The following is a 25,955-nucleotide window of genomic DNA, read 5'->3' as shown; positions in this document are numbered from 1 at the left end:
GTACAACGTAAAAGTACCATTATCAAACTACACAACAAACCAAGTTAGTGCGCGTGGTACGCGCAAAGTTATCAAAAGGTACTTCTTATGATTTATGCAAAGCCAGGTAGTGAAGGTTCGGTCGTAAGCTTCAAAGAAAGCTACGGTAATTTTATCAATGGCGAATGGGTAGCACCGGTTAAAGGTGAGTACTTCACCGCAACATCTCCAGTAGACGGCAGCGACATCGCACAAATCCCACGCTCAACATCTGAAGACATTGAGCTTGCGTTAGATGCCGCTCACGCTGCGAAAAAGGGCTGGGCAGATACGTCAGTAGCTGAGCGTTCTAACATTCTTCTGAAAATTGCCGATCGCATTGAAGAAAACCTAGAGCTACTTGCCGTTGCGGAAACATGGGATAACGGTAAAGCCGTTCGCGAAACGCTTAATGCAGACATCCCGCTGTGCGCAGACCACTTCCGTTATTACGCAGGCTGTATTCGAAGCCAAGAAGGCACCATCGGTGAAATTGATAAAAACACGGTGGCGTATCATTTCCATGAACCTTATGGTGTAGTTGGGCAAATTATTCCATGGAACTTCCCGCTACTTATGGCTGCATGGAAACTTGCGCCAGCACTTGTTACCGGTAACGTAGTGGTGCTAAAGCCAGCAGAACAAACGCCAGTATCTATCTTATTATTCGCCGAACTAATCCAAGACCTACTACCACCGGGTGTACTAAACATCGTTAACGGGTTCGGGGCAGAAGCCGGACAGGCTCTTGCAACAAGCACAAGAATCGCAAAAATTGCGTTTACTGGCTCTACACCTGTTGGCGGACATATCCTTCGCTGTGCTGCTGAAAACCTTATTCCATCTACCGTTGAGCTTGGCGGCAAGTCGCCAAACTTATTCTTCCCAGACATCATGAATCACGAGCCTGAATTTATTGATAAGTGTGCGGAAGGTTTAGTGCTTGGATACTTCAACCAAGGTGAAGTATGTACGTGTCCTTCTCGAGCGATTATTCACGAAGACATCTATGATGCATTCATGGAAAAAGTGTTGGAAAAAATTCAGAAGATCAAACGTGGCAACCCACTAGACACAGACACCATGGTAGGTGCACAGGCATCTAATGAGCAGTTCGAAAAGATCCTTAAATACATCGATATCGGTAAGTCAGAAGGGGCTCAGGTTGTCACTGGTGGTGAGAAAGAGCAGCTACCTGGCTTTGATGGAGGCTACTACATTCAGCCGACTATCTTGAAGGGTGAAAACCACATGCGTGTGTTCCAGGAAGAGATTTTTGGTCCGGTAATCGCTGTTCAAACCTTCAAAACCGAAGAAGAGGCGATTGAGATTGCCAATAATACAAGCTTCGGACTTGGCGCTGGTGTATGGAGCCGCGATGCGAATGTAGCATTCCGCGTGGGTCGAGCGATTGAAGCAGGTCGCGTATGGACGAACTGTTATCACTTGTATCCAGCTCACGCTGCGTTTGGCGGCTACAAGAAATCGGGCATTGGCCGCGAAACCCACAAGATGATGCTAGATCACTACCAGCAGACAAAAAATCTATTGGTAAGCTACGACATCAACCCACTTGGTTTCTTCTAAGTAAACCTGAGGGCGGCGCCTACCGCCGCCCGCTACTTTTATGCGCATCGCATTTTCCTCAATCATTTTCTTGCTGTTTCTCAGCACCAATGTGTTGGCGCAGTCTGACGCGACAGACATTCCACAAGACATTTACAAAATATTTCCCAATGCTACACGCGTGGGGGAGATGCACACTGACATCAAGGTAACCCCGGTCTATCAGCTTCAGCAACTACTCGGATATGTTTTTGAGTCGAATGACTTTGTCGACTTCATAGGCTTTTCAGGCAAACCAGTTAATGTAGTGATTGGGCTAGACACACAAGGCAATGTGGTCGATCTTTTCGTCAAGCAGCATAGCGAGCCGATTTTTTTGCACGGGCTTGGCGAGAAATCCATGTTTGATTTCGTTGCTCAATATCAAGGGCACAGCGTCAAAGAACGTTTTATCATTGGTGGTAAAAGCAATGTAGGCAAAGACGCTACCTACTTTGATGGGGTTACGAAAGCCACCGTATCGGTGCTGGTTATCAACGATACCATCGTGACATCTGCATTAGCCGTTGCCAGAGCTAAGCTCGATGGCTTTGTTGCGCCTAGCAACAATATTATCAATCCAGACTTTTACGAACCTCTTACTTTTAGCGAATTGGTGGACAAGGGCTACATTCAAAAGCACCAGATTACTCAGCAAAATACCGAAGGGCTTTCGAGAGAAGTGGTTCGGGCGGTTGACGATATTCAAAGCGAGTTTGCTCTTGATGGTGACATCATTGCCGAACACTACTATGCGTTTTTAAGTCTTCCTGTTGTGGGGAAAAACCTGCTGGATGAAGAGGAATTTGCTCGGTTACAGGAAAATCTAAATCCAGGAGAAATGGCACTGATGGTACTGAATACGAAAGGGTTCAGTTTTATCAGCGATGAGTTTATTCCCCAAACCACACCTGAGCATTTACGGGTATCTCAAGGCGGCTTTCCCACAGCTATCCGCGATATCGATTTTTATAGCTTCTATGACCCCGCATTTTCACAAGCATTGCCCGACTACAACGAGATCAAAGTACTTCGAGTAAAATCGAAAGGTGGGCTGTCACTTGACCAAGAAATGGAAATAGCGATTAGTGTGCCGTTTAAGCCGAGTTTCTTCGAGCAAGATGAGCATCTGTTCCCTTTGAAAGTGACACTGCCTAGTGCACTATTTATGGAAAATCCTGAGGCTCAGTTAGCGAAGCCCATTCCGTTGTGGCAGAAAATTTGGAGGGACAGAACCTTAACGATAAGCATCACCGTTGTTTATCTTGTAGCGCTGTCGTTGTTTTTTGCATTCCAGCAAAGGCTGACGCCTTACACCAAGTTTGTGCATACAGTGCGGGCATTTTCCCTTGTGTTCGTGCTGTTTTTTATTGGCTTTTACGCTCAAGGGCAACTGTCTGTTGTCAACATATACACGCTGCTACTGGATATTGTCGACGGATTTTCCTTAGAGGTATATCTTCTCGACCCGGTCATTTTTATTTTGTGGAGCTTTGTATTTGTCTCGTTGTTTATCGTTGGGCGGGGACTATTTTGCGGCTGGCTTTGCCCCTTCGGAGCACTCCAGGAAATGATGGGAATACTGGCTGAAAAGCTCAGGATAAAACAAATTAGAATTAAGCCACAGCACCACAAACGGGCACAAAAAATTAAATATGGGTTGCTTATAGGGCTTGTTGCGTGCTCATTCTATTCGCTAAACCTTGCAGAGAAGCTCGCTGAGATAGAGCCGTTCAAAACGTCCATAACCCTACACTTTGTTCGATATTGGCCTTTTGTACTGTATTCGGTTTTATTGCTGCTACTTAGTTTAAAAATTCATAAAGTGTACTGCCGCTATTTATGTCCGTTGGGAGCGGGGCTAGCCATTTTGGGGCGTTTCCCTTTAGTTAAATTGCTTACACGTAAAGATGCCTGTGGTAATCCGTGTCAGCTGTGCAAACAAAAGAAATGTGGTATTGATGCTATAGAACAAGACGGCAGCATTGACTATGCTGAATGTATTCAGTGCCTTGAGTGTGTGGTTACGTTAGATAACCCTGACTTGTGCAAAATCGATAAATATAAAAAGAAAAAGGTGCCAACGCGTGTCAAAAACCTCAATCCTGTCCGCACTTAGTCAACCTGCTAATAGCAAGGTTAACGATGACAACCATTCTAGTTTATACGGTGCTAAAGAAGCCTGCCGTGATGTGGCCAATGAGATTTTAGCCAACGTTAAGTGCGATGAAATAGAGCTATTACTCTTTCATACCAGCACGCTGTTTGACTTAGACACCGTAGCAAAGGAAATCTCCGCACGTTTTCCGCACGTGAATATTGTTGGCTGCACCAGTGCTGGAGAGTTTAATAAAAATGGGTACGGAACAGAAAAACTTTTGGCCGTCGCGTTTTTGAAAAACGAATTTTCTATTGCCACAGCATTGGTGCCTAATTTAGGCGAAGTAAACTTTGATGAAGCCCACGATATTGCCAGTGGTTTGCGCCGAGCCTTACAGGGAAGGGAGCGTCGTTACGATACAGAGCAGCACTTCGTTATTTCTGTGCTCGATGGACTTACCCGCCATGAGGAACATTTTCTAGAAACCTTTGCGACTGCATTTGGCAATATCCCACACTTAGGCGGTAGCGCCGGCGACGATTTAAAGCTTGAAGCCACCTATGTGTTTTACAACGGTGAATTTCATCGAGACGCTGCAGTATTGCTGCTTGTTGGCACGGGAAAGCCCTTCACCGTATTCTCCATTGATCACATTAACTCTCCCGTATCGAAGCTGGTGGTCACCCACGCCGATCCTGAGTCGCGAACCGTGTATGAAATAAACGGTGAACCTGCTGCGCAGTATTACGCCAGTTTATTGGGAATGAAAGCTGAAGACTTAACGCCTGATGTGTTTTCCATGTTTCCCCTTGCAGTGATGGTAGGTGGCAAGTACTTCATCCGCTCTATTCAAAAAGTAGATTTGGCCACTAACGCCATTACCTTTTACTGCGCGGTAGATATTGGCATTATTCTTACGTTTGTTCAGCTGGGTGACTGCATTGAAGCATTAGAAAGTAAACTAGACAAACTGCGCGCTCAGCTTGGCGAGCCCGAATTTGTCTATGCTTGCGATTGCTTTTTGCGAAGGCTCGAAATTCAACAAGGCAAAAACGACCACGAAATAAGACGGCTACAGCAAAGGTACAATGTCGCGGGCTTCAATGCCTATGGCGAGCATATTCACTCGGTTCACTTGAACCAAACGTTTACGGGGGTGTATTTTGCAGCCCAATAATCAATTTACCGACGTGGAAGCGCTCCAAAAGGCCCTTTACGAGCAACGGCGTGAAAACGAAAAGCTTGAGAAAATAAACGCAGCGCTGATGTATCGCATGGAAGAGGGCGGTTTTAATCATCACAGCTACCGCGCCTTCGAACATTCGGTTCAACTTTCTGAAAAAGTGAGTCAGAAAACAGAGGAGCTACAGTCAGTACTGCAAAAGCTGGAGCAGTCAAATGCCGAGCTAGTGCGGGCTCACGAAGAAACCCATCAGGTTAAACAGCGTTTACACGACGCCATTGAAAGCACCAATCAGGCGATGGTGTTGCTAGATAGACTGGGCGGGATCATCTTCTTTAATCGGCACTTTGAAACTGTTTGGGATGACCTTTCCATTACCCCTAAAATTGGCGATAACTATTACGATATCACCCAAGCTGCCAAGCATTCCGGGGTTATTCGCCGTGCCCTGCCTGCTGATGTCGAAGGCAGGATGATCTATCAGTTGTCGAACCGGCGATGGTATCAGCTGACCAATCGACCCACGCAAGAAGGCGGGAACGTTATTCTGTTTAACGACATCACTGAAGTAAAACTGCTTGAATCGAATCGTTACGAGCAAGTCATTAAAGAGAAAAACAAGCTGTTGCAAAGCCTTATCGATAATATTGATGTTGGAATATTGCTCATTGATAAAGAAGGTGGCATTGCGTTTTGGAATAACACGTTTTTGACCCAGTCAAACGTGCCCCAGCACGTACTGGTAAACAGTAAGAATATTTATGCCCTTCAAAATAACCGTCACTGGAGCGGGCTCAACCTAAACCCGGTGGGGCCAAGTACCCAGATTATACACGAGCAATTGGTGGTTGAACGCAACATCACTACACTGCCCGACGGCAATACGCTGTGCACGTTCACCAATGTTACATCGCAGCATCACTACGCAGAAACGCTGAAGCAAAACGAAAGCTGGATCCGCATGATAACCGATAATGTACCGGCGCTTATTGCTTACATTGGTACCGATAAAAAGTTTCAATACACCAATAAAGGTTATCGCGATTGGTATGGCGTTAGTGAGCAAGACATTAATGATATGCCTATGGATCGAAGCCATCTGAAAGAGGTTTACCCCAATCTTATTCAGTACTTGCGCCGTGTTAACCAAGGCGAAGTGGTGAGCTTTCAAAGCAAAGAAAAAAATGCTCATGGCGACGTTGGCTTTTTACAGAAAGTTTATTTGCCTCATTTCAATGAATCTGGCGATATCACCGGGCACTTTGTCTTGGCAACAGACGTGTCGCAGCAGGTAGAAAGCCAACTCCAGCTTAAAGCGGCTAAAGACCAATTAGAATCGAATGTAGAAAAGCGTACCCGTGAACTCAATCACGCCAACATCGCCCTTCAAGAAGCGATTGATTCAAAGAGCAAATTTTTGGCTGCTATTAGCCACGATCTTATGCAGCCCCTTAGCGCTGCCATCTTGTTCAACGAAACATTGAAAGATCAAGTGGATAGTTCATCCAGCCCCATTGTTACCGCCCTCGATAATTCACTGTCTGATTTACATGGCCTTATTCGCACGCTTATTGAAACATCCAAACTGGACGCTGGGGTGTTACAGCCCGATAAGCAGCAAGAAAATGTATTGCCGTTACTTATGCAGCTAGCCGAAGAGTTTACGCATATCAGTAAAGACTACAGTGTAGATTTTCGCTATCGCTTGAAAGAAGCTTTCGTGGTGACAGACGTGAACTTACTTTCTCGAATATTGCGAAATTTACTAATAAATGCAATGAAATACGGTGCCAACGGCAAGGTGTTACTGGCAGCACGAAAGGTGAATGAGAACCTAGAAATTAGCATCTATGATCAAGGTGTGGGTATAAGCGAAGACGATCAGAAAGTTATTTTTAAAGAGTTTTCCAGATTAGAAAACGATTTTAACTACTCTTACAGTTTGGGTCTGGGATTATACATTGTAGATAAAATGAGTAAGTTGCTAGAGCACGATATTCGAGTGCGCTCGAAAGAGGGCGTAGGCGCATGTTTCACGGTGACCATTCCTATTACCGAAGTGTGTGATACGAGTCAGGAACAAGACTATCTTTATACTTTGGAGCCATCGTTACCAGATTACGTTTTGGATAAGCATATATGGCACATTGATAACGATGCGAATATGCGCATTGCTATGCAAACGTTGTTCGCAAACTGGGACATGGAAGTAGACACCTTCTCAGGTTTTGAACAATGCAGTGCCGTAAATAATGGCAGCTTTGACGAGTGCGACATGCTTATTGTCGATTACCACCTAGATGAAGAAGAAACCGGTTTAGACATTGCGAAACGCGTAAGAAAAATCGCGCCTTCAATGCCCATTATGATTTGCACCGCTAATCACTCAAAAGCGTTAGCGAATGAACTTGAAGGCACCGACATTCAGCTGCTGCACAAACCTGTTAACTCCTCGGTGCTTAAGGCGGCGCTAGTCTCAAGCTTGAATGGCTAAAAGTAAACGTGTCTAAGACCTGTTAATCTTCGGTGCATAGCAAAGAGCAACAGGTCTTAATTAAAGACGTATTGGTTAAAGTCGATATTCGCGGCACTGGCCACAACCTTTACTCGGTTGCTGGCGCCTAATTTTTTAAGAATAGATGAGACGTGAGACTTAACCGTGGTTTCAGAAATATTAAGCTCGTAGGCAATCACTTTATTGGCTAACCCTTGAGTTAGATATTTCAGTACGGTCAGCTCTTTTCGTGTTAATGAACGAATTTGCTCCGGCGAAATACCGTTGTCATTGGTCATGCGTGTTCTGGTAGACGGCGTTCTCAATATCTCTGATGGTAAACACACGTTCCCTTCAAAAATACTCTCGATAGATGTGGCTATTTCTTCAATTTTGCTGCTTTTTGAAATAAAGCCAACGGCACCATAAGAAATGGTTTGCAGTATATTTTGCTTTTCCGTTTCAGCGGAAATAATCACTACAGGTACGTTAGGGTGTTGGTTTCGAACTTCTAAAAGTCCGTTTAGGCCACAGGTTTCCGGCATATTTAAATCAAGCATGATTAAGTCGAACTTCGCGTCTTGCTCTAGCAACGTTAACGCTTCAGAAATTGAATTGGCTTCGAGGGTTTCTGAGTCGGGAAACTTTTTCCCTAAAATGGTAATCATTGCGTGACGAAAAATAGGGTGGTCGTCAATTATCAAGATACGGTGCATGGTCTTTCCCTCAGCTAAAAAAGCGACATTTGCCGCTGGCCTTGTGACTTATTTGGGCTGGCGTTTTATTCACACATAAGCCTTTTAGTAAGACAAAATTATGGCGTAAATGAAACGCTTCAAAGTGACCAAGTTCCCCGAAATATTAAAAGCTAAACAGTCACTTCACGTGTTTACAATGTTAACATTAATATAACATTAAATCAGGCCTAATAAGACCAATGGCTTATAATAAAAAAGCACGTAAGACCAGTACTGACGGGACTTTCGTTCTATAACTCGTCAAGTAACTGCCTTCTTTTTTCGGCGTATTCTGTTTCGCTAATTAGGTTTGCCTTTTTTAGTGCGTCTAACCGTTTAAAACGAGCAACGATATCGTTTTCTGCTGGTAAGGGGGCCGAGCCTGCTACGTCTTTCTTACTGGGTGTGTTTTTCCTATTCGCTGGGGAAAGTGTTTCCTTTTCTACAGGTGCTTCAAATGCCAGCTGAGTCGGTGCGACCACCCAATCGAAGCGATTTTTCGTTTTTAGTTCTATACCAGGTGCGGAAAAAGAGAGTGGGGAATCGAATGAGAACTTTGCTTGTTTCCGGTTACCAAAATCAAAGTCGTATTTTACCAAGCCCTGAGAAGTAGGATCATAAGCCATTTCGTAGGCTTTATTGGCTACTTTATCGAACTCGCCAATAAGAATATTGAGCTGGTCGTCTGCAACGAAAATACTGCCTGCAACGTAATACGTTTGGGTTTTAAGGCCTGCCAAATAGCGCTTCTCTTTACTAAGGGCAAAAATTACGTCTTGCTGAGCAGTCGCTGTTCGCAGCGCCTCAGGCAGATAGGCGGCAAGTAACGCAACCTGTTCGTTGGAAAAAAGCGGTGTTGACGTATTTTTGTTCTTAACCACCTGAATAGCGCTAAGTATGGCGGATACATCCTGCTCTTGCAGCGTAAAGGGGTGCTGGTTGGCACGCATGTCACTGTCTGTTTCGTTTTGCTTTTCAACAAGGCGAATAAAATTGTTTTTGTCCTCCTGAAATATGACCTGTGCGTCTGCGATATGTACTGTCGTTATGAAGAGTAGGGCTAACAGAATGGGTTGAGCTGAACGTAATGAAAATAGAGATATATTTTTCATGATCTTTCCTTTTTTAATAGGAAAAGCGAGAGTGAATCTCGCTTTTTATGTCATATCTTTAAGCTTAAGTTTAATTTCTTATTTAAGTGTAAAATTAATCAGTTTTTTATCATTAATTAAATGAGTCGAGTAATTTTAAATTTCAGAGTAATTAGATATAAGTTCAATGTTAAAATATGACTGATTTTTAATTCTCAATTAAAAGAACACAGTGCCACCTAGTTGAATTAGGGTTAAGTCTTCTGCGCTGTTATAAATTCCTTGCGCAGATTCTGAACCATCAATATCTAAACTTAGATTTTCGTATTTCGCGTACACCAAGAAGCGCGATCCAAAATATTGTTCTGCTGCAACGCCCCACTGACTAAGCTCTGAGCCGGTAACGCCATCTAAATGAGCCATGCCGTATTGATCGTTATAACTGGCATATTCAGCATAGAACGCAGAATCACCAAAGCGATTAAACTGTTTTCTTATGCCTGCTTTAAAGTAATAAGCATCTGTATCGTCACCCGACCCAACAATCGCATCGTCAGCTTCTTCCATCTGATAAGTGGCTACCCCAAATACTCCTGACTCAATATGCATGAGCCCTGCTTGCAGTTGCAGCGTAGTTGAACTGTTGCCCCCAACATTGCTACCGCCATCTTTATTCACTGAGTAACCTGCATGAAGGTTAGTTTTGAAGCCTTCGTGCTCAGCCGCATACTTAACCGCAATATCGTAAATTTCGTCGTTTGCATAACCTACTGCAATACTCACGTTGCCCATTTGAGGGAGATCGTAGCGCACACCGTTGCGATATATGCCGTTACAGTCAATACCAATACCCAAGCCAGGCGTAGCTAAGCACTGAGCAAATTGACCCCACGCGACATTGGTTGAACCTTCTTCTACGCCTCGAATAAAGAAGCCATTTGCTCTAAATAATGGAGAAATTCCCGACCAGATTGTGCCAGAAGGATCGGCTAGAACGGCAATGTTATCGGTGGGAAGGCTTTGTAAACCAATGGTGATTTTACCCCAGTCGCCACCAAAGTAGAGGCTACTGCCCAACAGGCCTATGTCGCCGCCGTTGAAGGTGTCTAAGTTATCCTGATTGGCAAACAAAAGCGGGGTTTGATGGCCACCACCGGCGTAGTTCGGTGCGCCTGAAAGAGGTTCAATAATGACCTCAAAGCCCACGTCCATGCCTTGTTCTTCCAGTTTATAATTTCCTGAAAGCGTAATACGGCTGCCTAGCGTTGTACCGTTGTCTGAAAGTTGTGCCACATCACTACCCACACCGTCGTCGTAATAGGTTAAGCCTTCATTTATCCATCCAGAGATATTCCATGAATAGGGCTCGTCTTGGGCAAAACTATGGCTACTGACTGTGCTTAAAATGGCAATAGATAAACAGGTTTTTGTAAATGTATTCTTTTTCATTTTACTGTCCCAATTTTGGTAGTGTTGATTAATTACAGTGGCTTTTTGTTTTTATTTTTGACTGGTTTTAATACTTTCGGTGTCCAGTAAATTGATAATAGGTTCTATTGAATTTTGAACCATCGGCCGTAAGGCGTGTTAATCTCCTTCTTTAGTAGCGGGAAAATTAAATGTAAAAATCATAAAAAACGCGACTACTGTGAAAAAGTAAGTCGCGTTTTTTTTATTTTTTAGCAGCTTTTGTGTGGATAAAAGCGCGTGTGGTAACAACTGCTATCTGATCAGAATCTCGCTTTTAGATTTACACTGACCATTCGCGGTTGAGCGGGGCCCACGAACTCTGCACCTTCTACGTCGGGATAAATGTCTTCTAATACCTCATCAGCCTCGCCATACGTGCCAAAGGTTTCATAGTCTTTGTCGAACACATTATTCACACGTAGCGATGCGGTAAATGTGTCGTTGAACCGGTACGATGCATAAATGTTTGCAATAACGTATCCGTCAATCTTTTCGTTTTCGTTAGCCTCATCGCCCCTAAAGTACTGACTAGATGCTGAAATAACTTCTGCCCCCAAACGCGCTTTATCCGTTAAGGCGTAATCTGCATAGAGCTTGACTAGATGCTCTGGCTGGCCTGGAATTTTGTCACCTGGTGTTACGAGTCTGTCTGGACCCTGAGGGTTAAAGGGGCTAAACGACGTGAATGTCGATTCGTAGGTTGCGTTAAGATAGTTGTAGTTTAACCGGTAGGTTAGTTTTTCCCACGTTGAGCCTACGCTGAATTCTACGCCCTGACGCTGGGTTTCATCAACGTTAATAAAGTATCCGCGAGAGGCAACAGAGCCTGCTTGTTGGAAGATAATGTCGTCCTTACTTCTACTGTGAAAAACATTTAGCATCAGGTCGATGTTATCAATGCGTGTGGTGTAGTTCGCTTCAATAGTTTGGGTGACCACCTGATCAAGAGGAGGATCGGCCACAAAACCGTTCGGTAAGCGGCACGGGTCGTCTTCATCTGCACAGCTTAACTCTGCTGGGCTTGGCGTTCTTGAAGACTGGCTGATTGCAAGATTCAACTGGCTTTGCTCATCAATAGTAATGTCTACACCTACCGCTGGGTTAAATTGGGTAAAACGGTGATTGCCGTCCAATGAACCTTCACCGTCATCAATCAGGTCTTCCATAACAATATGGTCTCGGTTAAAACGTCCACCAAGATTGAGTGATACGGCTGAAGAGAGCTGTGTACTATTCATGAAAAATAGCGACCATGCGGTGGTGTCTACATCTAATCTAACCCTGGCTTCTTGTGCTATGAGCCCGTCGATGGGTAAAACGGTGCGTGAGTCTTGTGCAGATTCGTTTTCCAAAATACCAAATGTAGTATCAGCGGCGTAGTTAACATCTCCTTTGGTGTAGCTGGCACCAACAATTAACTCTGAACTGAAGCCGCTTAAGGCATATTGTTTTGCTAGCTGAAAAGATAACCCAGTAGCTTTGGCGTCTGTCCGGCCCGTATTGTATGTTCCATCAAGTTCATCTGCGTCCACATCTGATATTTCGGCAAGCGCGGTGTCGTCATCAAAGCCAATAAATTCAACCGCTTCTATATCGTCGCCTTCTCCTACAACAGGCAAATCATCGTCATCATCGTCGTCGCCATCATCATCACTATCAAGCGGAGCATCATCATCATCATCGTCGTCGTCATCATCTTCAAATTCACACAGTGTTACGCGTCCATCAGCGAACTGGCAGGCACCAAAATCACTGTCATCGCCGTTGATTGATTGAGTTTGTGTGTCGCGATAAAACATATTGGCGGTTAAAGATAAGGTGTCAGTTAAAACGAAGTCACCGGTTATATTAACGTGCGTAAGTTCGTTGTTGGTCTGATCGGGGTGGGTGTAGACCGCTTCTCTTCCTTCAATATCCAGCAGTTCAATAGGCGACGCACCATTGCCGAGTAACTCGTTATCGGCCATAAAGAGGTTCATGTCGAGATGCATTTTGTCACTTTTATAGGCAAGCGATGTAAATACTTGCTGCACTTCAGATGGCGAATAGTCACGCCAGCCATCTTCCTCATAATGATTCAGGTTCACGTAATACGCCCAGTGATCGTTATGACCACCTGATTCCACAGACGCGGCTTTCTGGCCGAATTGTCCAGCCTGTAAATCTATTTCGTTGGCGTTGAAGCTAAACCCTGTTTTCGTTCTTAGCGCAAGGGCGCCGCCTAGCGTGTTTTGGCCAAACAGAGGGTTTGAACCAGAGTACAAAGAAACGGTATCTATAGCATCTAGAGGCATTAGGTCCCAATGCACAGTATCGCCAAACGCTTCATTAACCCGACCGCCGTTTAAGTACACCGAAATGCCCTGAGGTAGACCAAGCAGCGGAGAGGCAGTAAACCCGCGGTATTGCAGATCGGGTTGAAACGGATTGTTTTGAACATCGTTTAGGTTCACGCTTGCCAGTTGAGTTTTGAGTAGCTCCGGTAGTGAACGGTTGACGCTCCCTTCAATATCGTCTTGAGTGAGTGTCTGAACGTTACCAAATACAGCAGAGTTATTGCTGTTGGCGCTAAGCGGTGTCGCTCCCTGTACCTCTATAACCTCGTAGTGGTCCATTGCATCGTTAGCTTCTGCAGCAGAGCTAAACGCATAGGTTACAGCGCTTGCAATAATCGCAAGAGCAAATGGTGAACGGGCAAGTTGATGTGTTGGGGATTGTGCAACGTTTTGGCTAGAGCTTTTAGTAGAAATTCGCGTAGGCATGGTCTTGACTGCTTCGTTATTATTTATACTTTCAGTATTGCCTTAACCATTCCCTAAAAATATCCTCCTTAAGTGGGAGGAAGTATCATAAATTGGTAGCAGTGTTTTTTCCCGAATTCCCTACGAGAGAATCGATAAAACCTTATGACACCAGTTTTCACGCTCTGTGATATTTGTATCGCTGGCACCAAATAGAAAAAGGTTATTTTCAAAGGTTGCAGCGCCCAGTGCGTAGCATTCCCCCGAGGTTCTTGGTTGCCAGAAAAGGTGGTGTGCAAGTACCGCTTGTAGTCTTGACTGTTGATAGAACGCGATGCGATACACCCAGTGCGAGGCTAAATAACCAGAATCAGAATTTAGAGAAGCCGACTCTAGAGTTATTGAGGGCGATGGAATGGAAAACGGCGTTAAGTGCGAAGCAATGTGTTCAGCGTTAAAGCGTTTCAAATTGGTGGTCTTGTTGGCGAGTGGCCGCAATAAACGTGGAAGTGCAGGCAAGTGCTCTAACGCAATAAAATGTCGGTATTTAGAGGTAAGACGCGGCACTAAAAGTGACTGGTCGCTATTGGAAGCGCTGGCTTGCGCGGAAAATCCCTTACGTGCCTTTCTAATCCGCTCGCGAGCGATTGACTTTTCAGGTGAAGGTAGAGGCCGCAAATAGGAGAGCGATACCTTATTAGCACTCGCCAAATAAGCGCTTTTGGTGGCACAATCTTTGGCGGTACACTTGTTCGAATCCAACGCATCTGTTAGTTGCGCAAAATAGCGAATAGCCGCCCCCACACCCTCTGCGTGTTTATCAGTGTCTGGCATTGGCTTTGAAGGTCTAATATCAAATGAGGCAAGACACGCGGATACCACATGTTTTAGTTGTCGCAGCCTTTTATCATAATCATCGCTCACGAGCTTGTGTGTTAGATTCTGTGAAAGCTTTGGAAGTGCTTCTATCGAAAGCTCGCTTGCTACTTCCTTCATCGCTTCGTTTGTGACGAGGCGAATTGCAAAATTGCCTTGTTGATTGATTTCGGGGTCGATAAATAAAGTGTTTTTAAGGCCTGCTACGGTGCTAAGTGTTGCTTCTTGCTGTAGTAAACCATTTAAAAAGCACTGAGGAAACCACCAGGTTAATACATGCCTTATTGATTCGTTTTCGCCTTTTGTCATTTGCGCATCAAGAGAGGCTTCTTTGTCTGAGTGTGAGTCTTCGCGTTGAGATGCGTGCTGACTCAGAGAGGCGTTTCTGTTCAGTGTTGATTCTTCGCTCAAAGCTGCTTTCTCGCTCAGGGCTGCTTTCTCGCTCAGGGCTGTTTCCGCGCTCAAGGCTGTTTCCACGCTCTGCGCTTTCATTGCGCTCAGGGCTGTTTGCGCGCTCAGGGCTATTTCTTCGCTCACGGCTGTAACAACCTCCTTGCACTGCTCAAAAAAGTGGGCTGAATTACTATAAACCAGCGTGGTGATATTGCTTGGCTGATACCACTGGCGTTTGTAGTCTTGAAGCGCTTGAATGCTGTTGCTGCCTATGGTTTGTGTAAAACCACCCGCGTGTTGATAGGCATTTTTATTGGTATCGGTTAATCGAATAGCGGCGTTTAATGCATAGTCGCTGTTGGTCTCTAGCATGGCGAGCTCGTTAAAAATAACCCCGTCACGCTCTAAGATAACCTCATCGGTACCGTAATCCCGGTTAAGCAGGCCACAGTACAGGTAATTTACAGCATCAAGCAGCACGTTCGCTTTTTCAGACGAAGCGAAAAAGAAGGTGTACTCGGCGAGTGTGGTAGCGTTAATAGTGACGGGCAGAAGTGTATTGGCCGTAAAAAGTTCGTGGGCAGTTGGGTATTGGTGAGAGCGTCGAAAGCTCATGTGCTCAGCTAAGTGAGACAACCCAGTGTGGCCTGCTGCAGGGGTTTTTAGCGCAAAAACAACGCTATGCACTTTTGACCCAGAGCCGGCATCAATGAAATGAAATTCAGACATACACTTTTATCATTGCGGTTTAACGGTATCTCTTTTTGTTTTGTACTTATCGCAGCGCACTCATTTCGTATTACTTGTCTCGTAGTGCTTACCTCGTAGCGCTTACTTCTAGAATGGGAATCGGCTTTTCCACCTTCCGATACTGTAGTGCCTTCGACGGTGCAGTACCTGCTTTATCGGTAATGCCTTTCATCAAATGGTGATCGGGCGACTTGCTGCAAACCGGATCCGTTTTATACATATCACCTGTTAGCAGGTAGGCCTGACACCGGCAGCCGCCAAAGTCTTTATCTTTTTCATCGCAGTCCCTACAGGGCGACGGCATCCAACTATCGCCACGGAAATGATTAAAGCTAAAGTCTTGGTGCCAAATATCGTGCAACGAGCGTTCTTTCACATTAGGAAAACGAAGGGGCAATATCTTTGCACTGTGACACGGAAGGGCACTGCCATCTGGCGTTACGGTTAAAAACGTTGTGCCCCAGCCATTCATGCACGCCTTAGGGCGAGATTCGTAGTAATCGGGCGACACAAATATGAAGGTTGGCCCTTTACCGTTTTGCTGCGCTCGGTAGCGGTTCACTGCGGCTTCAGCTTCCTGTAGCTGCTGTAAGGTAGGTAACAGATGGTCTCTGTTTTCATAGGCCCAGCCGTAATACTGTACGGTAGCTAGCTCGACAAAATCAGCGTTCAGCTGCTCGCTGAGCGCCATCACGTCTTCTATTTCGTGAATGTTCTGCGCGGTAATACAGAAGTTAAGCACCATAGGGTAGTTGTATTGTTTTACCAGCTTCGCAATTTTTAGTTTTTGTTCAAATGAGTGACGCTTGTTGCCTATTAAGTCGTTTACTTCAGCATTGGCTGCCTGAAAGCTCAGCTGAATGTGGTCAAGGCCGGCTTCTTTGAGTTTGGCAATACGTTTTTCTGTCATGCCAATGCCAGAGGTGATCAAGTTGGTGTAAAAACCCAAAGCCCGCGCATAAGCGACCAAGTGCTCCAAGTCTTTTCGAAGCAATGGCTCTCCGCCAGAAAAGCCCAATTGCACGGCGCCCATTTCCCGCGCTTCACGCAGCACTCGCTCCCAGTGCTCAGTAGAGAGCTCATTGAATGTTTCTTCCATGTTTACTGGGTTGGAGCAATACGGGCAATGCAATGGGCACTGATAAGTAATTTCGGCTAGGAGCCACAGCGGAGGCGTTATGCTATTTTGTACGTCGGTTTGTAAATCAACGTCTGTATTATTCGTCATAGCGGATCCACTTCTTTTGCTCGGCATGAACCAGAAATGCATGAACATCTTCTTCTAAATCTTCAGGTGCATCAGGGAACGCCTGGCGAAGCTCAGCACAAATGGCATTTTCCGTATTGCTGCCATCTACTCGCTTAAGAATTTCTGCCGCAGAAGGATTAAGTTTAATCATTCCTTCGGGGAACAACAAAACATAACAACCCTGAGCTTTCTCGTACTGCATGCGAAAAAGCGGATTTAAAGACGCTGTTTTGTCTCTTGTGCCGCAGCCCTCGTTGTTGTGACTGCTGCTATTTTCAATGTTGTCTTCCGGGGTATTTGAACCAATGTCATCATCACCGACGCTATCAGCATCTAAGTGGTGTTCGGTTTGTGATTGTAAATTCGACATCATTAAAACCTCCCTTTATGGCACACCCGCTGGTCGGCAATACCATCAAACGGCTTTCTCTTATATTCATAGGCAAAGCAAATGGCATCAGCAATGCTCCACAAAATATCAATTTTGAACTGAAGTATATTGAGCGCATGTTCTTGCTGTTGTCGGGTAACAAAGTGGTCAAGGGTAATCTGCAGGCCATGCTCTACATCACGGCGCGCCTGACTTAACCGCATTTGAAAGTAGGTAAAGCCTTCACTATCAATCCATGTATAGTGCCCAGGCCAGGTATCTAATCGGCTTTGATGTATTTCAGGGGCGAACATTTCAGTTAACGATGAGCAGGCAGCCTCTTCCCACGACGCACGGCGGGCAAAATTCACATAGGCATTTACTGCAAATTTAACCGCTGGCAACAGGTGGGTTTCATCAAGTAATTCACTGCGGTTCAAGCCTACCGCTTCGCCTAACCGCAACCAGGCTTCTATGCCGCCCAGTCCGTCTTCACCTTCCCGTCCATCGTGATCGATAATTCGTTGGATCCAAGTTCTGCGTACCGATTGATCTTCGCAATTCGCTAAAATTGCCGCGTCTTTAACCGGTATCGCCATTTGATAATACAGTCGGTTGGCCACCCAACCCTGAATCTCATCAACGCTGCAGTGTCCTTCATTCATGCGTTTATGAAACGGGTGATGAATATGGTAGTAAGCGCCTTTTTCTCTCAGTTTTTGTTCGAATTCTTGTCTAGACCATGCGTGTTCTGTCATTACTACACCTCAATTTCCATACCGTCGTAAGCCAATTCAATGCCTTGCTCACACAGGCTGTGATAAGCACTGGAGTCTTCGTCAAGCACGCGATTAGTGTTGTTGATATGAATAAGTACTTTACGCTCAACGTTAAATTCATTTAGCAGCGCAATGGCTCCGCCCTTTCCATTAACCGGCATGTGTCCCATATCAGTGCCCAGCTTGTTGCTAAAGCCGTGATCTATCATTTCTTCATTGGCCCACAGCGTACCGTCAAATAGCACGCAGTGAGATTCGCGCATCACCTGTTTTACTGTGTCGTTTGCCTGCATACATCCCGGCGCGTAAAAAAGCACGTTGCCCGTGGTGTCGTCAGTTATCTTCAGGCCGATATTGTTGCCCGGCACAATGTTGTCGCGATACGTCGAGTAAGGGGGCGCATTAGACTCTAATACCACGGGTTGGAAAGTCAGGCCTTCTGCCCCCTTTGGTACAAAGCGTTGATGATAATCGGTATTAATTGAATGCTGTTGTAGTCCGCCGTGCCAGTGTTTTAATACGGTAAAAAGCGGGAAGCTGGTGGTTAGGTCTTCGGCCACAACATCGGTACAATAAACGGGAAGGGGTAAGCCTTCGCGCAATGTTAGCAGGCCTGTAGTATGATCTATTTGACTGTCGGTAAGCACAATTGCGCTTATGCGTGTGCCGCGAGAAACATGGGCGTCGGGCCACAGCTGCGGATGGCTATTTATCTGCTCCCTTAAATCGGGGGAGGCATTAATGAGAACCCAATTTTTACCATCGCTACTGACAGCAATGCTCGACTGTGTTCTGCCTTTCGCCTTTATTTTACCTTCGCGTAAACCCTTACAATTGGGGCAGTGGCAGTTCCATTGCGGAAATCCACCCCCGGCGGCAGCACCAAGAATCAATACGTGCATAACAACTCCATACTACAAGTAAAAAAAGGCTGCGTCGGCAGCCTTTTTGTTCATCATCCCAGAGGGCGTTGCCTAGCGGTTATTGATGTAAAGAGTTACTTCAAAACCAAGGCGCATTTCTGTGTATTGGGGTTTAGTCCACATAATTGTTCCTCTTCTTTATGATTAAACGCATGACTGAGTATATGTTGAATATGTGTTAACAGATATCCTCCTAAGGGAGGAGAACTGTCATGAATTTTGATGATTTATTGATTATTTTTGATAGCACAGCTGCTTAAGTAAGATAACAGCAGAGGAATAGGGCGGCCGGTTGCCGATAAAGATTTGGTGTAGGTAAAAGCGGTTCCTGCCACATCGAGGTGAGCCCACGGGGTGCCGTCAGCAAAGCGAGAGAGAAAGCAGCCTGCCGAAATAGCACCGGGAGAGTTTATACCCGTATTCATCATATCCGCGTGCTGAGAGGTAATGGCGTCTTGATATTCTGGCCAAAGTGGGAAAGGCCAGCACCTGTCGTTAGCCAGTTCACCCGCTTCAACTAACGCACTTTCAAGCGCTGGAGCGTTGCTAAAAAGTGCAGTGGCTTTGTGCCCCAGTGCGCTAATGGTCGCGCCGGTTAGGGTTGCAATATCAATAATAACCGAGGGGGAGAACTGTTTCGCGTAGCTGATTGCATCGGCCATAAGCATACGCCCTTCTGCATCGGTGCTCATGACTTCCACGGTTTTTCCTGAGTGCATAGTAATGATGTCACCCGGGCGATAGGCTTTGCCATCAATCGCATTATCAGCGCTCGCCACAATACCAATAATATTTATATTTAACCCCAGTGTGGCAACCGCCTGAATGACGCCCAATACACAGCCAGCGCCTGCCATGTCGTAAATCATATGGCGCATATCAGGGCTGCGTTTTAACGTTATGCCGCCGCTGTCAAAGGTTACACCTTTGCCAATTAACACTACTGGCGGTGAATTCTCTAAACCTTTGGCTGTGTAGCGAAAAATAGGCATGGTGGCAGCGAACTGTGAACCTGCGTTTACCGCTAAATACCCGTTCATGCCTAACTGCTTCAGCGCACTTTCATTGAGTATATTGCAAGACACCGTATTAAAGGTTTGCGCCAGATGCTGAGCTTGTTCGGCCAGGTAATCTGGCGTACATAAGTTGGCTGGCATGTGGGCGAGATCTTTAGCCCACGTCATCGCGGAATTCAGGGCTGATTCATAGCGGATAGTGTGTGAAACGAGACGCTTTTGCGCGTTATTAAAATGCTTGGCATCTAATGCAAGAGACAGCGTGCCCCTAATATCAGTTGCTTGGTTAATTGCTTCATTAGTTGCGGCGTTTTTTTCAACACTAGTTGCGTTGTTGTTGCCATCGCGGGCTCGACTGCTAGAAACCGAACGATTATTCGTCTTATAGCCCTTAAAGTGATAACCGTGCTTGAAATAGCTTCTAAGTAGCGCACTCAGAAATGGTGAGTGGCTTGCAATGGTGTTAACAGGGTCACTGCTTGCTGTTTCAGTGGTAGAAAGCGCCATTAACGCCAGCTTTTCCAAGGTTACCGACAAGCTTTTAAGCTTTTTAAACAATGCATCGAACTGCTGTTCTAAGTAGCGAAATGCTGGCGCGTTAGTTTGCTTCAAGTCACTAGTGCTTTTCGAATAAAACGCGGAGTTTGAATCGCTAGCGTAGCTTGAGCGGTTAACCATGGAGGGGTCATTAGTTTTAGATAAAGTCGAGGCACGGCTAGAGACGTTGGGTGCATCTGACGCTTCAAAAAGCGCAAAATCGACACCATAAAACAGTACCCGTTTTACTTCAGCTAATTGTTGGCTAATTTTGTTTTTTCCGCTGTTTTCAGTGTCTGAGATGTAACTTGTTTTAAACGCCTTAAGGCCTTGTACTAATACACATTGGCCTTTATTTCCTGCAAAACCTTCATCGTCAAAAACCTGCTCAATGTATGTCTTAGCGGGTGTTGAAAAGTGAAAGAGTTGGCTCGCTAATAACTCGGGCGTAGTTAAAATAAGTAAGCAGTCACTATCGTCTAACGTTTCAGCTTTATTGCTTTCATTAGCCCAGGTTAGGTTTGCTTTTATCACGAGAAGCGCCCTTTTGAGGCTTTGGGACGAAAGCTTCTCACAGCGAAAATAAAAGTGATAGCCGTAAGACAAAGTACAACGGCTAGCGCGTTGTGTTCGAGTTTTTCATAGAGCGCAAATCGCAGTAATTCTACGCCACTACTAAAGGGGTTAAAGGCACAAATCTGATACAGCCATTCGCTGGCCTCACGCATTTTCCAAAGCGGGTATAGGGCGCTTGATAGAAAGAACAACGGGAAAATGACAAAATTCATGACCCCGGCAAAGTTCTCTAGCTGCTTAATATAGTTTGCTAGTAATAATCCTAACGAACCTAAAAACAATGACAGTAGTGCAATAACAGGCAACGCATAAACGTATCCCAACGCAGATAGGCGTACATCTAGTAAAAGCGCAAAGGCAAAGAAGATGTACACCTGAATAGCGCTTACCAAGGTGTTGGCTATAAGCTTACTGCCTAGCAGAAAAGGGCGGGGAACCGGGCTTAACAGCAGTACTTTCATGCTGCCCATTTCTCTGTCGTACACCATGGACAGTGAACTTTGCATACTATTAAAAAGCACAATCATGGCGGCAAGCCCAGGTACAATGTACTCTTCGTACAAAATATAACTCTCGTAAGGCTCGGTCATTGAAAGACCGAGGGCCGAACGAAACCCTGCGGCAAAAACAAATAGCCAAAGCAGCGGGCGCACCAATGCACTTAACAGGCGTGTACGTTGCTGCCAGAACTTCAGCACCTCTCGGGTAAGTACGCCCACAAAACAGCGCCAATACATCAGGAGCCTTCCTGCATCAAATGCTGCCAAAGGTGCTCAATATCTTGTTGATGATACTTGGCTAACAAGGCTTCACATTGGTTGTGGGCTAACACTCGTCCTTTTGATAAGACTATCAAGTTGTTGTTGTGCTTCACTTCTTCAAATAAATGCGTGGCCCACAGTACACTTACGTTTTGCGAATGAGCGAGTGCTTGTACTACCCGCAAAATAAGATGACGGGATTCTATGTCTAAGCCAACGGTAGGCTCGTCTAATAGCAGCAAGGATGGCTTGTGAATAAGGCAGCGAGCTAACTCGACCCGACGTCTGTGCCCGCCATTTAAGTTGCGAATTTTTGTGTTGAGCTTAGTTGTAAGATCGAGCTCGTCGAGCAGGCCTTGAATATGAGATAGCGCGCAAGTGGTAGTTATGCCGTGGAGCGAAGCAAAGTAGGACAAATTTTGTTTTACCGACAGGTCGATATCTAAGGTACTTTGCTGAAATACCACGCCCATTTTCGCCATAATACTTGTGCGAGATTGAGACAGTGTAGCACCATCAAAGGTAATGCTGCCTTGCGTGAGTTTTTGAAGGCCCGTAATAAGCGCAAATAAGGTACTTTTGCCTGCGCCATTTGGCCCAAGCAGCATGGTTAAGCCAGGTTTTAGGCAAAGGCTTATATTGTCCAGCGCGTGGTGGCCGCCGTACTGATGTGAAACCGCTTGAACCGCTATTTCCATTTAACCGCCACGCCCCAAGGGTAACGCCCCACTTTTACCGTATGCTCTACGTTTAACGTGTGGGTATTGATGACAGAAACATCACCGCTCACACCGTTAGTGGTCAGCAATAAAGACTGATCTTGATTAAACGCTAGTTGCCACACTCGTCGCCCAACCAAAATGTAGTCTTCCACTTCAAAGGTATCGGTATTGATGACCGCTATGCGATTCGCAGGGCCAAGCGCCACGAAGGCGTAGGGCTTATCTTTCATAAGCACAATACCCACTGGCTGAACCTTGTCGCGATAAACGCCTTTAATCGCAAAGGAAAGGGTCTTCACTTTTTGCTTAGTAGCAGTATCGAAAATACTAACGGTGCCACCTATTTCCGAGCTTACCCAAAGGTACTTGTCATCTTTGGTAAAGTGAGCATCTCTGGGTCTTGCATCAACTAAGCTATTTGCAACATTTTCATGCGTTTTGGTATCTATCCAGTGCACCATGTTAGTGGTTTCTGATGTGACTACCATCATGCTGCCGTCGTGACTCACAGCCAGCCCCTCAGGCTCTACGCCCACATCTATCTGAGAAATGACCTGAGCCGTTGGAATGTCGATAACAGTAAGAAGGGCATCGTCTTCATTAGCTGTGTAAATAGTGGTGCCGTTAGGATGTAATGCTATGGTTTCAGGATCTGCACCTGAGGGAAGATCGCCCACTATGGAATGGGTAGACAAATCCATAATTTGAATGCGATCAGCATCAGAGGCACAGATATACGCGTGGGACTGGTCTGCACTTAAAATAAACCCTCGGGGTCGCTCTCCAACCTCGATAGTTTCAACCACATCAAATGTCGTCATATCAATGACAGATAGCGTGTTGTCTTTTTCGTTAGTGACATACGCTTGAGGAAGTGCAAAGGCTTGAGGAAGTGCTAAGGCAAAGGCTGCCATTAAACTGCCAAGCAAGAGTGCAAAGCGATAGCTCATAACTTGTCCTTACAGGTAGTGTGTGTTGCGCCTAATGTGTCTAGTTCGTTGGTTTGATGCAAAAAGCCTTCAAGGGGCGCATGAGTCACCAGTGCGTCTTCATGGGCCAGCGCAATAGGCTGACGAAATTGGTGGGTGTGGGAGCGAATAGAAAGGGGACGACCTTTATAGGCACCTAGCGTGTAATGATCGCTAAGCAAGGTTTTAAGTATTCCCCGCTGCGTTAAATCGCTTCCTTGCTGTGCAGCATTTGCCACCGCCGTTACCGCAAGATACGCGGCGAAGTCGACTTCATTCATGTGTCTGTTAAACGTATCGTTAAAACGGCTTTGAAGCTGACGGGCGCCCCATTGTTCGTGGGTAAAATGCCAACCTAGTGCTTTTAGGCCGGCAGCGCCTACCACAGGTACGGGATAATAGGTGTTAAAGGGTAGGCTATACGCGAATTGTGCCGCGCTATCAGCGGTAAAAACAGCCTGATAAGTTTCTCTTGTTCGCGTAAATTGAGGAATTTCAGCAAAGGCAGCCCTGCGTAAATCAAAACTGTCCTGCCACTGTTTAGTTTCAACAAGTGAAAGCTTAAATTTTTTAGCGCTGCGTTTAAACGCGGCTAGGTATGCAGCATCGTCAGCGGTTTTTCCGTAAACTGCAAATATCTCGTCAATTCGCTTAGTGCGAAACCACTGGGCTAGCGCGTCGGCTTTCATCTGATAACTGGGGATTGTATGAAACAAGGGCAGGCGACATGAATTTTGTCTCAGCAAATCATCGCTATTAGCTACGTTAAAAAATACGGCATTAGGAAGCGTGCTTTGAATAGTGGTAATCAACTGCTCAATTGAGGCAGCCTTTACCTTATCACTGCTTTGCATATCCAGTAGTACAACAGGTGCAATGTTGCCTTGCTGATTGCTGCTTATTTCTTTGTGATTTGTGTTAGTACTTGAAGCAGAGTGCTGGCGTGTTTTAGCTAAAGAAGCTTGGAGTTCGCCGATAGAAGGCACACTGATTTCAGTTAACTCAAACTGATAACCAAGAAATTTTCCCGTGATATTGGCATCCTCTATCGCCACACTTGCGCCAGCTGTCCCCTCATTGCTGGGGGACTTTAAATAATCTGGTGTGCCTGGTGGAGATGTGCCCGCAATTTTTATGTAAATGACCACAATAGTGGCAAAAGAGGCCTGAGGTGCAGCTTGTTGGGCCTGAGAAGATCGCGCTTCATTAAATGCGAGCGCGCTGTTTAAAAACGATAACAGAACGCAGCAAAAAAGTGACGCTACACACTTTTGATAACGCTTACCGGTTAATCGTCTTTCAACCGTGCTTTTTACACCCTTTGCCATATACCACCCCGAGCTCAGCTGCATGCTTTTGCTGATATCTGTTTGTCTGACATAAGGGTATATGGCAATTTTCCCGAAGAACATCCTCCTAAAGGAGGAATGCTATGGCGCTAAAGTAGCATTAGTAAAATCACGCTAACCCCTTAGTATGCTTAAGAAGTTCGATTGAATAAGTGGGTAAGCTGTGCAGTTAGTTAAACCTTTTCGAGTTATTTTCACTTTACTCTGCCTGATAACGGTTTCTGCGCTTTCTGCGTTCGGAGAAGCAAGATCGTTAGACGATATTAAAGACAGCGGTTTAATTAGAATTGCGGTGTACACCGACTATCCTCCATTTTCATTTATTGAAAACGACAGCCCCACAGGTATTGATATTGATATCGCCCGTGAAATCGCGAGCGCCCTTGGTGTTGAGCTAGAACTGATATGGATGACACCTGGTGAAACGACAGAGGACGATTTCAGAAATTACCTATGGAAGGGCCATATAATTCACCGCATTAAGGCCGATGTGATGATGCGCGCGCCTTACGACCCAAGCTTTTCTCAAAAACGTGACGACGTGGGCTTGTTGGTTAATGAGCTCGTTCATATGTTTGCCCCCTATCAGCGTGAAAGCTGGCAAATCATTCACAACACGCAAACCTTGCCCGAAGTGGAAACCATGGGCATGTTTCAGTATCACACGATTGGTGCGGAAATAGACAGCATTCCCCACTTTTACTTAACGTCAGCGTTTGGCGGCCGATTGCGAGAAAAAACATCGCACTATGGCTCAAACGCAGAAGCGATTGACGCGATGAAAGCAGGAACCGTCGAAGCGGTAATGGGATTGCGCTCGCAAATATCCTACCTCAGTCAGTTTGTTGATAATGAGCAATATCGCCTTGCAAGCAACGCGTTTCCGCTTATTGGAAAGCAAAAGTGGGACATAGGACTTGCTGTTCATACTAATTATCGCGCGCTTGGCTATGAAATTGGTGATGTAATTACGCGAATGGTGGTTGAGGGTGATATGCAACGGTTATTTGAGAAATACAAAACCATTTATGAGATGCCGCCTTATTTTGCGGGGCAAGAGCTTTCAGAATAAGCGCACTCTGAACAATAGCGTTCAGAACGAAAGCACTTTAGGCAATACTTCTGTGGCCATCAGCTTTATTATCTTAAGCACTGCTATCAGTATTGGAAGAACGCATTTCTTTAAAAAGACGTGAAAGTGTAAAGGCATTGATCAAAAGGGAAAATAGCCCTTCATTCCTCCTCC

Annotated in this window: 20 protein-coding genes; 5 read left to right on the top strand and 15 right to left on the bottom strand. The window is 45.5% G+C overall.

Annotated features, from left to right (window positions below; translation table 11 throughout):
* Positions 1-87: 87 nt before the first annotated feature.
* From exaC to ACFI6J_RS01645, 4 genes are read left to right on the top strand one after another with little or no spacing between them, the layout of a single operon-like run.
* The gene (gene exaC / locus ACFI6J_RS01660; RefSeq protein ID WP_014950684.1) at positions 88-1,605 is read left to right on the top strand and encodes an acetaldehyde dehydrogenase ExaC; all 1,518 of its coding nucleotides are present in this window, start codon (positions 88-90) and stop codon (positions 1,603-1,605) included.
* 40 nt (positions 1,606-1,645) lie between these two features.
* Positions 1,646-3,742 (top strand): 4Fe-4S binding protein, encoded by a 2,097-nt coding sequence (locus ACFI6J_RS01655; RefSeq protein WP_287498214.1) that lies wholly within the window; start codon positions 1,646-1,648, stop codon positions 3,740-3,742.
* The gene (nosP, locus tag ACFI6J_RS01650; RefSeq protein ID WP_014980253.1) at positions 3,711-4,901 is read left to right on the top strand and encodes a nitric oxide-sensing protein NosP; all 1,191 of its coding nucleotides are present in this window, start codon (positions 3,711-3,713) and stop codon (positions 4,899-4,901) included. Before ACFI6J_RS01655 ends, nosP begins: the two co-directional genes overlap by 32 nt.
* On the top strand, positions 4,888-7,401 hold the full coding sequence (locus ACFI6J_RS01645; RefSeq protein ID WP_014977373.1) for a hybrid sensor histidine kinase/response regulator: 2,514 nt from the start codon (positions 4,888-4,890) through the stop codon (positions 7,399-7,401). The genes nosP and ACFI6J_RS01645 overlap by 14 nt, the downstream gene beginning before the upstream one ends.
* A gap of 56 nt (positions 7,402-7,457) precedes the next feature.
* On the opposite strand, the gene ACFI6J_RS01640 is transcribed toward ACFI6J_RS01645, so the two are convergent.
* The 15 genes from ACFI6J_RS01640 to ACFI6J_RS01570 form a co-directional block, all read right to left on the bottom strand.
* A complete protein-coding gene (locus ACFI6J_RS01640; protein ID WP_287498212.1) occupies positions 7,458-8,117 on the bottom strand; it encodes a response regulator transcription factor in 660 nt (219 codons plus the stop codon).
* A 272-nt stretch (positions 8,118-8,389) separates the two neighbouring features.
* Entirely contained in the window at positions 8,390-9,250 is an 861-nt protein-coding gene (locus ACFI6J_RS01635) for a hypothetical protein (RefSeq protein ID WP_287498211.1), read from the bottom strand.
* 198 nt (positions 9,251-9,448) lie between these two features.
* Positions 9,449-10,678, bottom strand: a complete 1,230-nt coding sequence (locus ACFI6J_RS01630; RefSeq protein ID WP_014980250.1) for a porin family protein — start codon at positions 10,676-10,678, stop codon at positions 9,449-9,451.
* Positions 10,679-10,959: 281 nt separating this feature from the next.
* Complete coding sequence (locus ACFI6J_RS01625; RefSeq protein ID WP_061486521.1) at positions 10,960-13,461, bottom strand: TonB-dependent receptor; 2,502 nt, start codon at positions 13,459-13,461, stop codon at positions 10,960-10,962.
* Positions 13,462-13,581: 120 nt separating this feature from the next.
* Positions 13,582-15,438, bottom strand: a complete 1,857-nt coding sequence (locus ACFI6J_RS01620; protein WP_462585623.1) for an insulinase family protein — start codon at positions 15,436-15,438, stop codon at positions 13,582-13,584.
* Between the two features lie 88 nt (positions 15,439-15,526).
* Entirely contained in the window at positions 15,527-16,687 is a 1,161-nt protein-coding gene (gene pqqE / locus ACFI6J_RS01615) for a pyrroloquinoline quinone biosynthesis protein PqqE (RefSeq protein WP_061486519.1), read from the bottom strand.
* On the bottom strand, positions 16,677-17,081 hold the full coding sequence (gene pqqD / locus ACFI6J_RS01610; RefSeq protein ID WP_462585622.1) for a pyrroloquinoline quinone biosynthesis peptide chaperone PqqD: 405 nt from the start codon (positions 17,079-17,081) through the stop codon (positions 16,677-16,679). The genes pqqE and pqqD overlap by 11 nt, the downstream gene beginning before the upstream one ends.
* Positions 17,081-17,836 carry a pyrroloquinoline-quinone synthase PqqC gene (pqqC, locus tag ACFI6J_RS01605; RefSeq protein WP_049588479.1) on the bottom strand — a complete coding sequence of 252 codons (756 nt, stop codon included), beginning with the start codon at positions 17,834-17,836 and terminating at the stop codon, positions 17,081-17,083. The genes pqqD and pqqC overlap by 1 nt, the downstream gene beginning before the upstream one ends.
* Positions 17,837-17,838: 2 nt before the next feature.
* On the bottom strand, positions 17,839-18,759 hold the full coding sequence (pqqB, locus tag ACFI6J_RS01600) for a pyrroloquinoline quinone biosynthesis protein PqqB (RefSeq protein WP_014950672.1): 921 nt from the start codon (positions 18,757-18,759) through the stop codon (positions 17,839-17,841).
* 72 nt (positions 18,760-18,831) lie between these two features.
* On the bottom strand, positions 18,832-18,903 hold the full coding sequence (gene pqqA, locus ACFI6J_RS01595; RefSeq protein ID WP_071953288.1) for a pyrroloquinoline quinone precursor peptide PqqA: 72 nt from the start codon (positions 18,901-18,903) through the stop codon (positions 18,832-18,834).
* Between the two features lie 104 nt (positions 18,904-19,007).
* Positions 19,008-20,867: a leucyl aminopeptidase gene (locus ACFI6J_RS01590; RefSeq protein WP_348670571.1), complete on the bottom strand. Its 1,860-nt coding sequence runs from the start codon at positions 20,865-20,867 to the stop codon at positions 19,008-19,010.
* Entirely contained in the window at positions 20,864-21,646 is a 783-nt protein-coding gene (locus ACFI6J_RS01585; RefSeq protein WP_348670572.1) for an ABC transporter permease, read from the bottom strand. Before ACFI6J_RS01585 ends, ACFI6J_RS01590 begins: the two co-directional genes overlap by 4 nt.
* The gene (locus ACFI6J_RS01580) at positions 21,646-22,368 is read right to left on the bottom strand and encodes an ATP-binding cassette domain-containing protein (RefSeq protein WP_348670573.1); all 723 of its coding nucleotides are present in this window, start codon (positions 22,366-22,368) and stop codon (positions 21,646-21,648) included. The genes ACFI6J_RS01585 and ACFI6J_RS01580 overlap by 1 nt, the downstream gene beginning before the upstream one ends.
* Positions 22,359-23,342 carry a PQQ-dependent catabolism-associated beta-propeller protein gene (locus tag ACFI6J_RS01575; protein WP_348670574.1) on the bottom strand — a complete coding sequence of 328 codons (984 nt, stop codon included), beginning with the start codon at positions 23,340-23,342 and terminating at the stop codon, positions 22,359-22,361. The genes ACFI6J_RS01580 and ACFI6J_RS01575 overlap by 10 nt, the downstream gene beginning before the upstream one ends.
* Complete coding sequence (locus ACFI6J_RS01570) at positions 23,339-24,688, bottom strand: type 1 periplasmic-binding domain-containing protein (protein ID WP_348670575.1); 1,350 nt, start codon at positions 24,686-24,688, stop codon at positions 23,339-23,341. Before ACFI6J_RS01570 ends, ACFI6J_RS01575 begins: the two co-directional genes overlap by 4 nt.
* 184 nt (positions 24,689-24,872) lie before the next feature.
* Here ACFI6J_RS01570 and ACFI6J_RS01565 point away from each other — a divergent pair, with 184 nt between their 5' ends.
* A complete protein-coding gene (locus ACFI6J_RS01565) occupies positions 24,873-25,781 on the top strand; it encodes a substrate-binding periplasmic protein (protein ID WP_239246627.1) in 909 nt (302 codons plus the stop codon).
* The last annotated feature ends 174 nt before the right edge of the window (positions 25,782-25,955 follow it).

Source organism: Alteromonas sp. G4i13 (assembly GCF_054960505.1).
The sequence above is the reverse complement of the archived record's forward strand: the minus strand, read 5'-3'. Positions and strand labels throughout refer to the sequence as shown.